General features: G+C 56.7%; 16 protein-coding genes. 12 read left to right on the top strand and 4 right to left on the bottom strand.

The window, feature by feature from the left end:
• Positions 1–10: 10 nt before the first annotated feature.
• The gene (ade, locus tag G536_RS0113985; protein WP_022824228.1) at positions 11–1,669 is read right to left on the bottom strand and encodes an adenine deaminase; all 1,659 of its coding nucleotides are present in this window, start codon (positions 1,667–1,669) and stop codon (positions 11–13) included.
• A 358-nt stretch (positions 1,670–2,027) separates the two neighbouring features.
• Between ade and G536_RS0113980 the strand changes: the two genes are divergently transcribed.
• From G536_RS0113980 to G536_RS0113955, 6 genes are all read left to right on the top strand, one after another.
• Positions 2,028–2,420 carry a hypothetical protein gene (locus G536_RS0113980; RefSeq protein ID WP_022824227.1) on the top strand — a complete coding sequence of 131 codons (393 nt, stop codon included), beginning with the start codon at positions 2,028–2,030 and terminating at the stop codon, positions 2,418–2,420.
• 113 nt (positions 2,421–2,533) lie between these two features.
• A complete protein-coding gene (locus tag G536_RS0113975; RefSeq protein WP_022824226.1) occupies positions 2,534–2,944 on the top strand; it encodes a hypothetical protein in 411 nt (136 codons plus the stop codon).
• Positions 2,945–2,946: 2 nt separating this feature from the next.
• The gene (gene cmk, locus G536_RS0113970) at positions 2,947–3,675 is read left to right on the top strand and encodes a (d)CMP kinase (protein ID WP_022824225.1); all 729 of its coding nucleotides are present in this window, start codon (positions 2,947–2,949) and stop codon (positions 3,673–3,675) included.
• Between the two features lie 99 nt (positions 3,676–3,774).
• Positions 3,775–4,656 carry a 4-hydroxy-3-methylbut-2-enyl diphosphate reductase gene (locus G536_RS0113965; protein ID WP_022824224.1) on the top strand — a complete coding sequence of 294 codons (882 nt, stop codon included), beginning with the start codon at positions 3,775–3,777 and terminating at the stop codon, positions 4,654–4,656.
• Between the two features lie 151 nt (positions 4,657–4,807).
• Entirely contained in the window at positions 4,808–5,356 is a 549-nt protein-coding gene (locus tag G536_RS0113960; protein WP_022824223.1) for a DUF502 domain-containing protein, read from the top strand.
• A gap of 108 nt (positions 5,357–5,464) precedes the next feature.
• Entirely contained in the window at positions 5,465–6,256 is a 792-nt protein-coding gene (locus tag G536_RS0113955; RefSeq protein ID WP_022824222.1) for an alpha/beta fold hydrolase, read from the top strand.
• Between the two features lie 4 nt (positions 6,257–6,260).
• Here G536_RS0113955 and G536_RS27895 read toward each other — a convergent pair whose 3' ends face one another.
• Together G536_RS27895 and G536_RS0113945 are read right to left on the bottom strand one after the other, a co-directional pair.
• Positions 6,261–6,725, bottom strand: coding sequence for a DoxX family protein (locus tag G536_RS27895; protein WP_022824221.1), 465 nt, complete (start codon positions 6,723–6,725; stop codon positions 6,261–6,263).
• A gap of 88 nt (positions 6,726–6,813) precedes the next feature.
• Positions 6,814–7,404 carry an O-acetyl-ADP-ribose deacetylase gene (locus G536_RS0113945; RefSeq protein ID WP_245575827.1) on the bottom strand — a complete coding sequence of 197 codons (591 nt, stop codon included), beginning with the start codon at positions 7,402–7,404 and terminating at the stop codon, positions 6,814–6,816.
• A gap of 145 nt (positions 7,405–7,549) precedes the next feature.
• On the opposite strand from G536_RS0113945, the gene G536_RS0113940 reads away from it, so the two are divergent.
• The 5 genes from G536_RS0113940 (at position 7,550) to G536_RS0113920 (ending at position 11,865) form a co-directional block, all read left to right on the top strand.
• Complete coding sequence (locus tag G536_RS0113940; protein ID WP_022824219.1) at positions 7,550–7,852, top strand: 2TM domain-containing protein; 303 nt, start codon at positions 7,550–7,552, stop codon at positions 7,850–7,852.
• Between the two features lie 86 nt (positions 7,853–7,938).
• Entirely contained in the window at positions 7,939–9,066 is a 1,128-nt protein-coding gene (locus G536_RS0113935; protein ID WP_022824218.1) for a PQQ-dependent sugar dehydrogenase, read from the top strand.
• A gap of 147 nt (positions 9,067–9,213) precedes the next feature.
• Positions 9,214–9,687, top strand: a complete 474-nt coding sequence (locus G536_RS0113930) for an ATP-dependent zinc protease family protein (RefSeq protein WP_022824217.1) — start codon at positions 9,214–9,216, stop codon at positions 9,685–9,687.
• Between the two features lie 60 nt (positions 9,688–9,747).
• Positions 9,748–10,695 (top strand): 30S ribosomal protein S6--L-glutamate ligase, encoded by a 948-nt coding sequence (rimK, locus tag G536_RS27890; protein WP_022824216.1) that lies wholly within the window; start codon positions 9,748–9,750, stop codon positions 10,693–10,695.
• Between the two features lie 96 nt (positions 10,696–10,791).
• Complete coding sequence (locus G536_RS0113920; protein ID WP_022824215.1) at positions 10,792–11,865, top strand: succinylglutamate desuccinylase/aspartoacylase family protein; 1,074 nt, start codon at positions 10,792–10,794, stop codon at positions 11,863–11,865.
• A gap of 90 nt (positions 11,866–11,955) precedes the next feature.
• On the opposite strand, the gene G536_RS0113915 is transcribed toward G536_RS0113920, so the two are convergent.
• The gene (locus G536_RS0113915; protein ID WP_022824214.1) at positions 11,956–14,001 is read right to left on the bottom strand and encodes a S9 family peptidase; all 2,046 of its coding nucleotides are present in this window, start codon (positions 13,999–14,001) and stop codon (positions 11,956–11,958) included.
• A 157-nt stretch (positions 14,002–14,158) separates the two neighbouring features.
• Between G536_RS0113915 and G536_RS27885 the strand changes: the two genes are divergently transcribed.
• Positions 14,159–14,833: an OmpH/Skp family outer membrane protein gene (locus G536_RS27885; RefSeq protein ID WP_022824213.1), complete on the top strand. Its 675-nt coding sequence runs from the start codon at positions 14,159–14,161 to the stop codon at positions 14,831–14,833.
• The last annotated feature ends 224 nt before the right edge of the window (positions 14,834–15,057 follow it).

Genomic DNA, 15,057 nt, shown 5'->3' with positions numbered 1-15,057 from the left:
TTTTCTAACGCTACCCCACCGCCTCTACAAACCGGAAGGCCTCCCCGTCGAACAAGCCTTTGTCGCTAAGTTTCAAGCTAGGAATAACCAGCAGTGCCATAAACGAAAGGGTCATGAACGGTGCCCCCAATGGGGAACCCAATTGCCGCGAAAGTAAATCAATGGCGGCGTAGGCTTCGGCTACGCGGTAGCCATCCTGCTCCGACATAAGGCCTGCGACGGGCAGCGGCAGCAATAACTCCTCGCCGTTGGCGCCTACAGCTGCCAAGCCACCACGTGCTTCCATTACCAGATTGACGGCCCGCGCTATACTTTCATCGTCACAGCCAACGGCAGTAATGTTGTGAGAATCGTGGCCGACGCTGCTGGCCAAGGCTCCGTGCTTCAGCCCGAAGCCCTTAATGAACGCCACGGCCGGCGGGGCGGCGTGGTAACGGTTCACTACCGTAAGTTTCAGCACATCCTGCGCTACATCGGGCACCACTAAGCCGTTTTCTATGCGGGCCGGTAAGTCGTGGCGGGCCGTGATAAGCTGCCCATCAAAGCACTCAATCACTCTGCTGGTGGCTTGTTGGCTTCTGTCAGGAGCTGGCAACTGAAAATCGGGGGCGCTAACGGGGTAGGCGTGGAAATTGTTGATGACGCGACCCGGCACCGAAGAAATAAGCGTAGCTCCGTTTTCGGCAACCAACTCACCGTTCAGATACGTCTGCTGAACCTGAAAATCGGTTAGGTTATCCACCACGATAAAGTCGGCCGGGTCACCGATGCGGAGCAGACCCACGGGTAGGCGGTAATGCTCGACGGGGTTACGGCAAGCCACGCGCAGCACTTTTAGTACATCTTGGCCGCGCGCCAAGGCCCGCTGCACCAACTGGTTGATGTGACCCAGCACTAGTGTATCGGGGTGCTTGTCGTCGGAGCAGAACATGAGGTGTTCGTAGTGCTCGGGTAGCAAATCAATCAGGGCTTCAAAATTGCGGGCCGCTGAGCCTTCCCGAATCAGAACCTTCATGCCTATGGCTAGCTTGTCAAGCGCCTCTTCTGCCGTGAAACACTCATGGTCGGTGCTGATGCCGGCTTCGGCGTAACGCTGGGCATCGGTGCCGCGCAGGCCAGGGGCGTGTCCATCTACGGGGCGGCCATACTGCTGCGCCAGCCGGATTTTCTCCATCACGCCCGCGTCGCGGTTCAACACGCCGGGCCAGTTCATCATTTCAGCCAGATACCCGATTTCTGAGTTTTGAAACAGCTGCTCGATGTCGGCGGCCGTTATTTCAGCCCCAGCTGTTTCAAACGGGGTGGCTGGTACGCACGACGGAGCACCAAAGCAGAACTTAAATGGTACCTGCCGCCCACTTTCCAGCATGAACTCCACGCCTGCTACGCCCAGCACATTCCCAATTTCGTGCGGGTCGGATACGGTGGCCACTGTGCCGTGCACCACGGCCAGCCGTGCAAACTCGGCGGGTATCAGCAATGAGCTTTCAATGTGTACATGGGCATCAACAAACCCCGGCAAGGCATACGGTAAGCTAGGGTCGGGGACGGAGGCGCCCGTGGGCTCAACAGCCTGAATGCGGCCTTCGGCTACGCGCAGCATAGCGGGCGTTATCGTGTTGGCAAACAGGTTGATGACGTTGGCGTGCAAACTGAATTTAGCAGACATAAGCTAGGAGAGAAGCAATAATGGAACAGCCACTCTACGGTGGCGAACGGGTAAAGAACCGTATATTTGAGGAAAACCTGCCCCAGTGAAAAAGATAACAACGCTTCTGCTAACAGCTCTTTTCCTGAGTTCCGGACTCGTAGTTACCAGCTGCGCCAGCCGTACCCCGCAGCAAAAGAAAACCCGCTCATTCAAGCGCCATCACAAGCCCGGCGACCGGATGCCCTGCCCCACGCACGACTGCTAAAGTCCACTGTTGCACACTGCACTGCCAGATTAGGCACTGATATGGTAGGTACTGCGCTACCAAATAGTGTCGTAAATGAAAGAGTCCTCCTTGCTCCTTGACTGATAGCCTATGACTGACACCAATCCGCTTGCCGCCCTCCGTGCTGCCGCCGAGGCTGTTCGCCAGCAATTGCGCGCTAAGGCGTTTGATATTGATGCTGTGCAGCAACTAGACCATTTCATTGAATCTCAGCGGGCTGGTTTGCCAGCCACCGAGAAAGAGGGTGTAGTTACGGCATTGGGATGCTTCTTGGGTGAGTGCCTAGTGCAGACCTACAATGGTACTTGGGCGCAGGGTCCCGATGGCACAACGGGGGTGGGCATCAACCAGAATAGCTTTTTCAATCCGTTCTTTCGGGTAGCCGAGCAGCTGGATAAGGGTAATACCGAATCGGTAGCTGAGTTTTTTGCTTCGGTGCCCATTCGTCTGGCAAACCCAAGTCGTAGACAGTGGATTTCGTGAAATTCACCTAAAAAAGTAGGGGGTAAGCGCATCGTTCAGTAGATTAGAATAACCTGGAGGTCTGTAAGCAGGGGGCTACCGACAATTCAGGCAGTATTTTAACTGCTGTACCCATGCGCCATTTGCAAGAAGCGGCCGAAGCCGTACGACAAAACCTCAACCTGACGCAGTTCGATGAAACCGCTGTGCGCCAACTGGCTGAGTTTATTGAGAATGAACGCCCTAATGTGCTGGCCGATAGCCGGGCCGCAGTGGTAAATGCACTCGGTTGTTTTTTAGGCGAGTGTATCATCCGTAGCTTTGGGGGCTGGTGGCGGACTGATATCCGTGGCACCGCAGGTGTGCAAATCGGGCAAAATCTGTTTTTGCATCCTAATTTTTTCATTGAACAACAGTTTAAGCGTGGTCTAGCAGAGTCAGTAGCGGAGTTTTTTACTTCCTTACCAACCAAACTACTGAACCCGCCTCCACCGCGCAGAACCTGGATTCCGGTGCCGGTACCGGTTGTCCGCCGACCGATGTAACTATGAGAAAAATCGTCATTGCCATCGACGGCTACTCCTCGTGCGGCAAGAGTACTACGGCCAAGGCTGTAGCCGCTGAACTAGGATACGCTTACATCGACACGGGAGCCATGTACCGCGCCGTGACCTTGTACTTGCTCGAACATGATATCCGCTTTGACGATTTGCTGCGCATCGAGCAGGCGCTGCACGAAATGCAGATTTCCTTTAAGCGCAACCGCAAAACGGGGCGCAACGAGCTGTGCCTTGATGGGCACATCCGGGAAGATGAAATCCGACAGATGCGCATCTCCAACTTGGTAAGTGAGGTTTCGAGCGTGCCGGCGGTGCGGCATGCCATGGTGGCGCAGCAGCAGCGCATGGGCCGCAAGCGCGGCATTGTGATGGATGGCCGGGACATTGGCACCACTGTTTTTCCGGATGCCGAGGTGAAGATATTTATGACGGCCGACGTGCAAACCCGCGCCGAACGGCGGCAGGTGGAGTTGGCGGCAAAAGGGGAGGAGGTGGCCGTAGAAGAAATTGTGGAAAACCTACGTAAGCGCGACCATCTGGATTCCACCCGTACCGAAAGCCCTTTGCGCCGCGCCGCCGATGCTGTCATGCTCGATACGACGCACATGATGATTGACGAACAAGTGGATTTTGTGTTGGAGCGGGTGTCGGCCATGCTGTTTGCGCTGGCCGTTGAGGGCGGAAATGAACGGAATAGCAACGAAGTGGTTGTATAGGAGTAGTGCTTCGGGCCTAGCACTTTAGGCTTGGCATCAACCTTGTAAAAAGCCTCGTGAGTTTTCTGCGAAGCACCACGCATCAAGTACCAAAAAGTCATGAACGTCATTATTGACAAGAATTCCGGGTATTGCTTTGGGGTTGAATTCGCCATTCAGATGGCCGAAGACGAGCTGGCGCACGAAGAAACCTTGTATTGCTTGGGCGACATTGTGCACAACCGGATGGAGGTGGAGCGCCTATACGAACGGGGCTTGCGCATCATCGACCGGGAGCAGCTTGAGCAACTGCATGACTGCAAAGTGCTGATTCGAGCTCACGGAGAGCCGCCAGAAACGTATCAGCTGGCGCTGCGCAACAATATTGAGTTGATTGATGCTTCGTGTCCGGTGGTGCTCAAGCTCCAGAATCGGGTGAAGCACGCCTTCGATTCCAGCCAGCGCCAAAACGGACAGATTGTTATCTATGGTCAGCCAGGTCACGCCGAAGTAGCGGGCCTCACGGGCCAGACCGGCAACCGCGCCCTCATCGTCATGACCGAAGCCGACCTCGACCAGATCGACTTCGCGCGGCCCGTTACGCTCTTCAGCCAAACCACAAAAAGTACTGCCGGCTTCTACCACATGAAGGCCGTAATAGAAGAGCGGATTCAGGCGGCCGGCGGCTCTCTGGATTCATTCGACGCCAACGACAGTATCTGTCGGCAGGTAAGTAACAGGGAGCCCGCCCTGGCTCGCTTTGCTACGGAGCACGACGTAGTGGTATTTGTGAGTGGCCGCAAAAGCTCCAACGGCAAAGCGCTGTTTTCGGTGGTCAACAAAACCAACCCGCGCAGCTATTTCGTGGAAAACGAGCAGGAAATAGATGAGGAATGGTTTCATGGTGCCGAGTCGGTAGGCATTTGTGGTGCTACCAGCACCCCCATGTGGCTGATGCAGCGCGTGAAAGACCGGATTGAGGAAGTGCCGGAAACGGTATAGCCCCCCTCAAAAAAGGAAAAAGCCCTTGACGTACCCATTCGCCAAGGGCTTTTTTATTGAGTACGGCAGAAAAAAAGGAGGGAAGCAAGGATAACTTGGGCGTTTCTGGGCAATAGCAGCAGCGCATTTACGCCGGTGTTACCTTCGCGCTATGCGCAGATTTCTCAACTACTTTCTCAACGGCTTTCTTATCGTCGCGCCTATTGGCCTAACAGGATACATCCTGTACGCTGTGTTTCACTGGCTCGACGAGCTGTTCAAGATTCAGGACGTGCCGGGGCTGGGGTTGCTGGTAGCTGTGCTGGTTGTCACGGCTATTGGCTTCGTAGCAAAGTCGTTCATGGTACGCCCGTTCTTGGTTATTGCCGAGCGGATTCTGCACCGCACGCCGCTGGTTAGCATCATCTATTCCAGCCTCAAGGACCTCTTCGATGCCTTCGTGGGCGACAACCAGAAATTCAACCGCCCGGTACTGGTCCGCCTCAACGCCCACGATGAGGTATATAAAATGGGCTTCGTAACGCAGGAAACCATGCTGGCCATCGGGCGAGAGGAACTATTGGCCGTGTACTTTCCGCACTCCTACAACTTCTCGGGCGAGCTGGTGCTGGTGCCCGCCGCCAACATCACGTATCTGGACCTGCCCAGCAGCGAGGTCATGAAATTCATCGTGTCGGGAGGCGTTTCGCGGCTGATGTAACGGTGAGCGAGTGAGGTGCTGAAATAGTGAGTTTACGTTCTGTTGTACTGCACATATGCGTCACTAGCACGTAAAACACACTATCGCATCACCTCATTGTCTCACCATATGCCTACCAAGCTGCATTACCGCGCCTACGGCTCAGGGCCGCGGGTAATTCTGGCATTTCACGGTTATGGGCAAGGCGAAGGGCACTGGCGCAGCCTGATTGCCGAGCTAAGGAATGAGGTGACGGTGTATGCCTTCGACCTGTTCTACCACGGCCGCAGCCGCTTAGCCAAAGCGGATGCTCCGCTCACTAAAAACCGCCTGGGCGAATTGCTAAATGAGTTTCTGACGCAACACCACATTGAAAATTTCAGTCTGCTGGCTTTCAGCATGGGCGCTAAGTTTGCTCTGACGGCCGTGGAGTATTTTCCGGAACGAGTGCAGCAACTGTGGCTAATTGCGCCTGATGGCCTGCAACGGCAGTTCTGGTATTCGTTGGCAACCTATCCGCCGTGGATGCGCGGCGTATTGGGCCGGGCAGTGCTACGGCCCCAGCGGCTGTTGCAGTTTCTGGGCACGCTGGAGCAGCGCCGGCTGGTACCAGCTAACTTGGTTCGGTTTGCGGAATGGCAGCTTGAAAGTCGCGAAAAGCGGTTGCGGGTGTACCGTAGTTGGGTGGGTTTCCGGTTGCTCACGTTCAGCCTACGGGCACTGGCCGCCTTGCTAAACCGCCGGCCGACGCCCGTTACGTTTTTCCTCGGCCGCCACGACCAAGTGATTCCGCACGCCGGACTCCAGCGGTTCATTGGCTTGCTGCAAGGCGCCGAAACTATCCTGTTGGAAGCCGGGCACGCCGGCTTGATTTACACCGTGACCAATTACCTGCGTTGGCATCCGGAGCGGCGACTATAGTGGCTTAGTCGTGAGAGGAATCGGGCAGGCTGCGGAAATACTTGTGGTCAATAGAATAACGGCCGGGGCCCTTGATCATAAAGAACATCAACAGGCTCAGCACCAGCAACGATACCCATAACTCCCGGTTGTCGGTACTTACTCCTTGCTGCGGATTGACAACCAGCGCGGCTCCCATCAATATCGGAATCTGACACAGCAAGGCCAGCCGGGTTAGGCAGCCGAAGGCAATCATCAGGCCGCCCAGCATGTGTACCACGCTAAAAAAGAAGGGCGCTTTGCTTAGTTCTCCAATGCTATGCTGCTGGCTCAGCAGGTAGTATACGTCACTGCTGTTGTTGAGGAACGAGAAGCCTTTGATGAATAGAAACAAGCCGAGCAGGACGCGCAAAGCATCCATCCAGACAGGGTTACTGGCGCTATTTCGGTTGCGGCGGGCGGCTAACGGAGGGTGGTTTACAGCTTCCATGGCATTATTCTTTTGGTGAAACCAAGTTCATTGAAAGTAATGGAAATCGATTGCATAAACAATCGTTGCCCTCATCAAGTGCCAGTAACTATTGTAATTCCTGCTCGTAAAGCTTGAAGCTAGCCTCGTCGAATACTACGAAAACCACTTCCTGAGGCAACTCGTGCTGGTCGAGAAACGCCCGGACTTCGCGCACGGCAATGACAGTAGCTTCTGCTTTCGGATAGCCATACACGCCCGTACTAATGCCGGAAAAGGCGATACTATGCAACTCATTTTTCTCGGCTAGCAACAAGCTATTGCGGTAGCAGTTGGCCAACAGTTCAGGCTCCTGTTTGTGTCCACCGTTCCACACTGGGCCTACCGTGTGGATGACTTGTTGGGCGGGTAGGCGGCCACCGGTGGTTATCACGGCTTCGCCAGTGCGCAGGCCCTTACCATAATGGCCGGCCCGTAGCTTGCGGCACGCTTCCAGAATCTCGGGGCCACCGGCGCGGTGAATGGCTCCATCAACACCTCCGCCCCCGAGCAGGCTGGAGTTGGCAGCATTCACAATGGCATCGATGTCGAGGCGCGTGATGTCGCCTTGGTAGAGCAGGATGCGGCCGAAGGAGCGGGCGTTGGTGCGCCAGGTAGAAGGGGAGGTAGCCATGGTAGCAGGTAATGAACGGCTTTTCATACGCTGACCCGCAACAGGTGGCTGCGGTTGAGTAACGGTTTTCGAGACTTCAAGTAGTGGAATTGATGCTTCGGGAAGTTCCAGTTGGGGTAAGGGAAAGCAGGGAATAAGTTTGAGCATCAATCAACCGCAACACCTCCCCGTCATGGAAACTTCCGACCGTAACCCCCAACTTTGGCGCATGGCAAAAGACCGCGCTAAATTCAAGTCGCACTTGTTCACCTATTTGGCCGTGAATGCGCTGCTGTGGGCTATCTGGGCTTTCACCAACGATTACAGCGGGCACCACCGGCACGCGGGGATTCCTTGGCCTGTCTTCCCCATGCTGTTTTGGGGGTTTGGGGTAGTTATCCAAGGCTTGAGAACCTACGGCGTGCTGAGCCAGCCCAACCTGTCGGAGCGGGAGTACGAACGGCTGGTTCGTCGGCAGCGCGAAGGCCGGCTGTAAGTTGCCGGTTGCCAATTGGTACTTCGTTCTGGCAACTGGCAACTGAACCACAGTAACTTTCCGGCCCGGCGAGTGGTTAGGAAGCCATGACAACGCGCCAACTTTTTCCACTGTTGCTGCTGGCTCCGCTGGCCCTGGGTTCCTCCACGCCCAACCGGCCAACGGCGGCTCCAGATGTTAACCTCAGCAAGATCAAACTACCCGCCGGCTTTACCATCAGTTACTTTGCCCAAGGCGTGAAAAGCGCCCGGGAGCTAGCTGTAGGCCCCGATGGCACAGTGTATGTGGGTACCAAGGACGACAAAGTGTACGCCCTGCCCGACCGCAACAAAGACGGCCGCGCCGACGAGATAGTGACTGTAGCTACTGGCCTGAATGCGCCCAACGGCGTGGCTGTGCGCAACGGCGCCCTCTACGTGGCCGAAATCAACCGGGTGGTGCGCTACGACAACATTGCGGCCACTCTGCGCAAGCAGCCCAAGCCGGTGGTGGTGTACAACCAACTGCCCAACAAAGACTGGCACGGCTACCGCTACATTGCCTTCGGGCCCGATGGCAAGCTGTACGTGCCAGTAGGTGCGCCCTGCAATTCCTGCCTGCCCGAAGAACCCATCTACGGCACCATCAACCGCATGAATGCCAACGGCACCGGCTTGGAAGTATTCGCACAGGGGGTGCGCAACACCGTAGGCTTCGATTGGAGCCCGCAGGACAAGGCCCTGTGGTTCACCGACAACGGCCGCGACATGCTCGGCGACAACCTGCCCGCCGACGAACTAAACCGCGCCCCTAGCCCGGGTTTGCACTTCGGCTTCCCATATTTCTTCGCCGGCGACGTGCCCGACCCCGAGTTCAGCAAAGGCCGCTCGGCTGCCACCTACACCAAGCCGGCCCGCAAACTGGGGCCGCACGTAGCGGCGCTGGGTATGAAATTCTACACCGGCAAACAGTTTCCGGCCGCCTACCGCAACCAGATTTTCATTCCTGAGCACGGCTCCTGGAACCGCAGCAGCAAACTTGGTTACCGCATCACGCTGGTGCGCCTCGATGCTAGCGGCAAGCAGGCCCGCAGCTACGAAACCTTCGCCGAAGGCTGGCTACAAGGCCAGAAACCCTGGGGTCGCCCCGTGTGCTTACTCGTACTGCCCGACGGCTCCCTACTGGTATCCGACGACCAGAACGACGCCGTGTACCGCATCAGCTACAAAGGATAAGCAGTGAAATTGTGAGACAGTGAAATAAGGAGTTTGATGTTCTGGCTAGTTTAGCTGTGCGAATCTGCGGCATTTGCGTTAGCTAGCTTACCAGACCGTCAAATTTCCCATTTCACTGTCTCACAATTTCACCGTTACTTGCCTTTCATGAAGAAGCAGCGCATGCCGAAGCGGACCGTAGGACGGTTGGAATTGGTTGACTTTCCGGACTTTCAGCTCTGGGGAGTGGAAGCCAAAGTGGATACCGGAGCTTATACTAGCGCTATTCACTGCTCCAATATTGAAGTACTGGACGGCCCCGATGGCCAGCCGCGGCTGCGCGTACTTCTGCTCGACCCCTCACACCCGCACTTCGATGGCACGCTGATGGAGTTCACTGACTTCACGCTGCGCGACATCAAAAGTTCCAATGGCGACGTACAGGAGCGCTACGTCATCCGGGCTGTTTTGCGGATTTTTGGCGAAGATTTCAATACCGAATTCTCTCTATCCGACCGTTCCGACATGAAATACCCCGTACTGCTGGGCCGGCTGTTGCTGCGCCACGGTCGTTTCGTGGTAGATGTGGCGCGGCGCAACTTATCCTGCCGGGCGCAAGCCACTCAGTCGTCGCGGCCGTAAATGGTGCCCTATCTTCGTGGCCGGTACTAACCGAGCTATCAACCCTCTCTCTCCCCTCCAATGAAACTGGCGATTCTGTCGCGTGAGCCCAAACTATATTCCACTAAGCGCCTCGTAGAGGCCGCCGAACAGCGCGGCCACGAAGCGCTGGTAGTGGATCATTTGCATTGCAACCTGGTGCTCGAAAAAGGCAAACCCGACATCATCTACGAGGGACACCGTCTCGTGGGCATCGATGCTATTATTCCGCGTATTGGCGCTTCGGTCACGTTTTACGGCTGCGCCGTGGTGCGGCAGTTCGAGATGATGAAGGTGCGTACCGCTGTGGAAAGCCAAGCCATTGTGCGCAGCCGTGACAAGCTCCGCTCCATGCAAATTCTGGCCCGCGCCGGCGTAGGTATGCCCAAAACGGCCTTCACCAACTACTCCGACGAGGTACCCGAAATGATAGAGCAGGTGGGCGGCGCGCCGGTCATCATCAAGCTCCTCGAGGGCACCCAGGGCTTGGGCGTAGTGCTGGCCGAAAGCGCCAAAGCCGCTCAATCCGTCATCGAAGCTTTCCACAACCTCAAGGCCCGCATCATTGTGCAGGAGTTTATTGCTGAAAGCAAAGGTGCCGACTTGCGGGCGTTTGTGGTGAACGGCGAAGTGGTGGGCGCCATGAAACGGCAGGGCAAGGAAGGCGAATTCCGCTCGAATCTGCACCGCGGCGGCAGCGGCAAGCTGGTGAAGCTGAGCCGCGCCGAAAAAGCCGCCGCGCTGTTGGCCGCCAAATCGTTGGGCCTCGGTATTGCGGGCGTGGATATGCTGCAAAGCAAGCGGGGCCCGCTGGTGCTGGAAGTGAATTCGTCGCCGGGCCTTGAAGGCATCGAAAAAGCCACTGGCCTCGATATTGCCGGCAAAATCATTGAATACACCGCCGAAATAGCCCAGAAGAAGAAAACCAAGGCCAAATCCAAATCCGCTGTCGGTGCGCTGCCCGACAACCAGCCCGATTCGCCTTTGTAAATGAGAAGTGGTTAGCTACTGGCGGTTGGCTGATAACCGACGTTCACCAGAAAGCTACCAGCCAACCGCCAGTAGCTACCAGAAAAAACCAACCTATTGACTCCAGCCGCCCGTTCCGCCGCCGATATTTCCCTTAATGGTCTCACTATCAGGCCGGGCGAGAATGTGCAGACGCGGCTAGTGATTTCGCGGCTGCCGTCGGGTACTGTCATCGACATTCCGGTGCACGTGTACCGCTCCACGGTGCCGGGCCCCACGGTGCTGCTGCTGGCCGGCATGCACGGCGACGAAGTGAACGGCATTGAAACCATCCGCCGCCTGATTCGGCGGGGGCTGCTACGCCCCCTCAAGGGGACCATCATTGCCATTCCCATCCTCAACATCTACGGCTTCCTGAACTTTAGTCGGGAAGTGCCCGATGGTAAAGACGTGAACCGCAGCTTCCCTGGCAACCCGCGGGGCTCTTTGGCTAGCCGCGTCGCGCACCGCTTCATGCGCGAAATCATGCCACTGATTGACTACGGCATTGACTTCCATACGGGCGGCGCGGCCCGCTCCAACATGCCCCAAATCCGGTGCATCCTGCACGAAGACGCCGAAACCGACGAACTAGCTGCGGCTTTCGGTGCCCCCTTCACACTACACGCCTCCTTGCGGCCAGGCTCCTTGCGCGAGGCCGCCATGCAGGAAGGACGGCGCATCATCGTGTACGAAACTGGCGAATCGTTGCGGCTCGATGAGACGGGGATTGAACTGGCTATTGCTGGTACGTTCCGGGTGCTGCACCACCTAGGCATGGTGGAGCAGGCCGCCCCCTCCGAACACGCGCAGGTGGTGTGCGTGCGGTCTACGTGGCTCCGGGCTCGGTATGCGGGCTTGTTCCGTAGCCTCGTGCAAAACGGGGCGTACTTGGAGAAAGGCCAAGTGTACGGCACCATCTCTGACCCCTACGGCGAAACGTCGGTACGGCTGGAATCACCGGTGACGGGCTACATTATCGGGCTCAACTACATGCCCGTAGTGAACCAAGGCGACGCGCTGGTGCACGTAGGACGTACCGACGCCGCCCCCAGCCGCGCCGACCTGGCTCCACCGTTCGAGGAAAAGCCTATGAAGCCCCTGGAAACGGAACCCGACGACCCTGAACTCTACGAAGACGAGCTGCACTAAGGCGAGCCTGACTTTCGGACTACGACTACAATAAAAAGGCCCGCCTTGGCAAGAGGCGGGCCTTTTTATTGATAGCCAGTTGGCTTACTGTTACTTCACCAGCGGCTGATCGGCTTTGCCCGCCAGCACGATAGTCTTCGGGTCAACGGTAATTTCTTTGAGCCGCTGGGCCACGGCTGGGGGCATGCTTTCTTGATAACGGCCGCCAAGCTGTTGCGCCAGAAACTTCTCCGACGCCGCGTACATGGCCATGTTGTTCACGGGGCGTGCAAAGCCGTGCCCTTCATCGGGGGCGCAGATATATTGCACGGGGTAGTTCCGGTCGCGCAGGGCTACCACTATTTGGTCAGCCTCGGCTTTGTTCACACGCGGGTCGTTGGCGCCCTGCACCACCATCAGCGGGGTTTTGATTTTGTCGGCTGAGGTAAGCGGCGACTGGCGCAACAACTGCGCTTTACCTGCTTCGGTACTAGGGTCAGCCATGCGGGCGTATAGTTGCTTGCGTTGTGCTTCCCAATACGGCGGAATGGCATTGAGTAGGGTGGGCAGGCTGGAAGGCGCCACGATAGCCACGCCAGCCGCGTACAAATCGGGCGTAAACGCCACACCCGCCAGGGTGGCATAGCCACCGTACGAGCCGCCCATGATGCCCACTTTCTTAGGGTCGGCAATGCCTTGGGCTACCAGGTACTTCACGCCCCAGGTAAGGTCGTCCTGCATTTTCTGGCCCCACTCGCCGTTGCCGGCTTCCAGAAACTTCTTGCCGTAGCCCGTGCTAGCCCGGAAGTTGGGCGAAAGCACCGCGTAGCCCCGGTTGGCCAGAAACTGGTGTAGCGTGTTGAAACCGTACACGTCGCGGGCCCAGGGGCCACCGTGCGGAAGGATGATGACAGGCAGATTTTTGGCCGCTACTCCTTTAGGCAAGGTCAGGTACGCCGGAATTTCCAGCCCATCCGACGACTTATAGCGCACCACTTTCATGTCGGCTAAGTCGGTGGTGTTTAGCTTGGGGCGTAGGTCGTACTGCTTGGTCAGGGCCTTGGTTTGGCGGTCGAAGAGGTACACCGTGCCGGGCATGGTAGCGCTGCTGGCTGCTATCAGCCACCGCCGCTCGTCCTTGGTCGAGGATACCGGATTGAGGTCGGCACCGGGCACTTTGGCCTGGATGGTTTTGAAATCGGCCTCGTACGCTTTGTCTTTCCACACGCGGCGCATCCGGTCGTCTATGTACGTCACGGCTACCGGCTCGTGCGTCACCTCCGACAGCATCAGTCCCCCGAAATCCACCCGCTTGAGTGGGTCGGCGTCTAGCAACGCCTCTTTCTTGGTGCTGGGGTCGAAGAGTACCAGCTCGGCCCGGTCGCGGGCGTTGCCGCCGTTGGTTACTAGGTACACGCGCTTGTTATCCTTATGGAAGCCTGCTACATAGCTCTGCTCGTCAATGGTGGTGCGGTAGACTGGCGTGAATTTATCACCGTCAACAACCAGCAGCTCGTTGCTGCCGTCGGGGTTGGAGCGGGAAGCCATGCGCAATTGGTCGTTCCAGTCGAAACTCCAGCTGGCTAGGCGGTCCTTGTTCTGGCGGAGCAGGGTTTTTTCGCCGGTGGCTAGGTTCAGTTTGTACAGGTCGTGCCAAGCTTTGTCTCGGTCGTTGAGACCGATGTAGAGCGTATTGGGGTCGGATTTGGGTACGTGGTAAAGCTGCACGCGCACACCTTTCAAGCCGGTCAGGTCGCGGGCGGTGGGCACGTCGGCACCCGCAGCGGGTGCAACGGCCGGGTCAACGGCGTAGAGGTTGAAGTTCTCGTCGCCGCCTTTGTCCTGCACATACAGCACGTACTTGCTGTCTTGGCTCCAGAAGTAATTGCGTACGGGGCGGGCGAGGTCGGCGGTAAGAGGTTTGGCAGCAGAAAACGGTTCGGCTACGCCCTTCACCCACACGTTGCGGGTGCCTTTGTAGGGCTTGATAAACGACATGAACCGGCCATCGGGGGAGAGTTGCGCGCCCGACGTTTCGGGGTCACCAAACAGCAGTTCCCGGTCGATGAGGGCCGGCTGCTTGGTTTGGGCCTTTACCGTATTTCCGAGCAGCGCGCTTAGGGCCAGCGTCAGCAGTATAGAGTGAAGCTTTTGCATAGAAGAAAAGGAAAAGTGAGAACGGTAAAATTAAAGTTAAACATATATATGTTCTAATAACGCCCTCCACTAAATAATAGCTCTACAATCCAACAGCCCTTTTTGCGTTTCTTTGGGCTGCCGATTCAGGCTTTGTGTTCTTCTCTTTATTTCTCGCATGAAAAATTCGCTCCAACTGGCCATCAATGCCATTCTGGTTATTGCCGTAGCCGTGTTGTTCTACCTGCACTTCGCCAACCAGCCTTCTAAAACGGCCCGCAAGGCAGCAACCGTGGTAAAAACCACCGACTCCACCGGAGCTGTAACAACCACCGAAACCCCCGATGCCACTGACGTAACCGACGATACCAATGCTCTAGCCGCCGTAGCCGACACCGATAAGGTGGCCTACGTGGAATCCAGCAAGCTGCTCGATGGCTACAAAGGCATGCAGGACGCCCGCAAGACCTTCGAGACTAAGGCCAAGCGCTGGGAGGCGCAAAACAAAACCATGGTTCAGGGTTTCCAGAATGCCGTGCAGCAGTACCAGAAGCAAGCCGAAAGCATGACCGCCGAGCAGCGCGCCGCCACCGAGCAGAAGCTAGGTGCCCAGCAGCAGCAGGTAGGCGCAGGCCAGCAGAAGTTGCAGCAGCAGGCCCAAGAAGAAGAAGCTAAAATGACTCAGAGCGTACTGGAGCGCCTTAACAAGCAAATCGAGAAGTACGGCAAAGCCAACGGCTACCGTCTGATTTTGATTGCGGCCCCGAGCGGCACCATTGCCTACGGCCGCAAAGACCTCGATATCACGCCCCAGGTATTGAAATATATCAACTCCGAGTACGCGAAAAAATAGCCGAAGCTGTTTCCGTCGATTCCCAAATTGCCACCCGCTTTCCCATATTGGCTGAGCGGGTGGTTTTGTTTTAATGTAATATCGGGTTCCAAACTGCCGCTGCAGGCTTCACGCAGAGAGGTATAATAGCAGTAAAAGTTGCCTTTACTGCTGTGTAGCTGCGGATTGCCGAGTATACACTATAACTGGCTGAGCACCAAGAGTAGGATATATAGTAAAAAGAA

Source organism: Hymenobacter norwichensis DSM 15439 (assembly GCF_000420705.1).
Classification (GTDB): domain Bacteria; phylum Bacteroidota; class Bacteroidia; order Cytophagales; family Hymenobacteraceae; genus Hymenobacter; species Hymenobacter norwichensis.
Note: the sequence above shows the minus strand (reverse complement) of the source record. Positions and strands in the feature narration are given on the sequence as shown.

Excerpts from the sequence above, each read along its gene's own strand:
- ade (WP_022824228.1), bottom strand. The coding sequence starts at position 1,669 with ATGTCTGCTAAATTCAGTTTGCACGCCAACGTCATCAACCTGTTTGCC.
- G536_RS0113980 (WP_022824227.1), top strand. The coding sequence starts at position 2,028 with ATGACTGACACCAATCCGCTTGCCGCCCTCCGTGCTGCCGCCGAGGCT.
- G536_RS0113975 (WP_022824226.1), top strand. The coding sequence starts at position 2,534 with ATGCGCCATTTGCAAGAAGCGGCCGAAGCCGTACGACAAAACCTCAAC.
- cmk (WP_022824225.1), top strand. The coding sequence starts at position 2,947 with ATGAGAAAAATCGTCATTGCCATCGACGGCTACTCCTCGTGCGGCAAG.
- G536_RS0113965 (WP_022824224.1), top strand. The coding sequence starts at position 3,775 with ATGAACGTCATTATTGACAAGAATTCCGGGTATTGCTTTGGGGTTGAA.
- G536_RS0113960 (WP_022824223.1), top strand. The coding sequence starts at position 4,808 with ATGCGCAGATTTCTCAACTACTTTCTCAACGGCTTTCTTATCGTCGCG.
- G536_RS0113955 (WP_022824222.1), top strand. The coding sequence starts at position 5,465 with ATGCCTACCAAGCTGCATTACCGCGCCTACGGCTCAGGGCCGCGGGTA.
- G536_RS27895 (WP_022824221.1), bottom strand. The coding sequence starts at position 6,725 with ATGGAAGCTGTAAACCACCCTCCGTTAGCCGCCCGCCGCAACCGAAAT.
- G536_RS0113945 (WP_245575827.1), bottom strand. The coding sequence starts at position 7,404 with ATGAAAAGCCGTTCATTACCTGCTACCATGGCTACCTCCCCTTCTACC.
- G536_RS0113940 (WP_022824219.1), top strand. The coding sequence starts at position 7,550 with ATGGAAACTTCCGACCGTAACCCCCAACTTTGGCGCATGGCAAAAGAC.
- G536_RS0113935 (WP_022824218.1), top strand. The coding sequence starts at position 7,939 with ATGACAACGCGCCAACTTTTTCCACTGTTGCTGCTGGCTCCGCTGGCC.
- G536_RS0113930 (WP_022824217.1), top strand. The coding sequence starts at position 9,214 with ATGAAGAAGCAGCGCATGCCGAAGCGGACCGTAGGACGGTTGGAATTG.
- rimK (WP_022824216.1), top strand. The coding sequence starts at position 9,748 with ATGAAACTGGCGATTCTGTCGCGTGAGCCCAAACTATATTCCACTAAG.
- G536_RS0113915 (WP_022824214.1), bottom strand. The coding sequence starts at position 14,001 with ATGCAAAAGCTTCACTCTATACTGCTGACGCTGGCCCTAAGCGCGCTG.
- G536_RS27885 (WP_022824213.1), top strand. The coding sequence starts at position 14,159 with ATGAAAAATTCGCTCCAACTGGCCATCAATGCCATTCTGGTTATTGCC.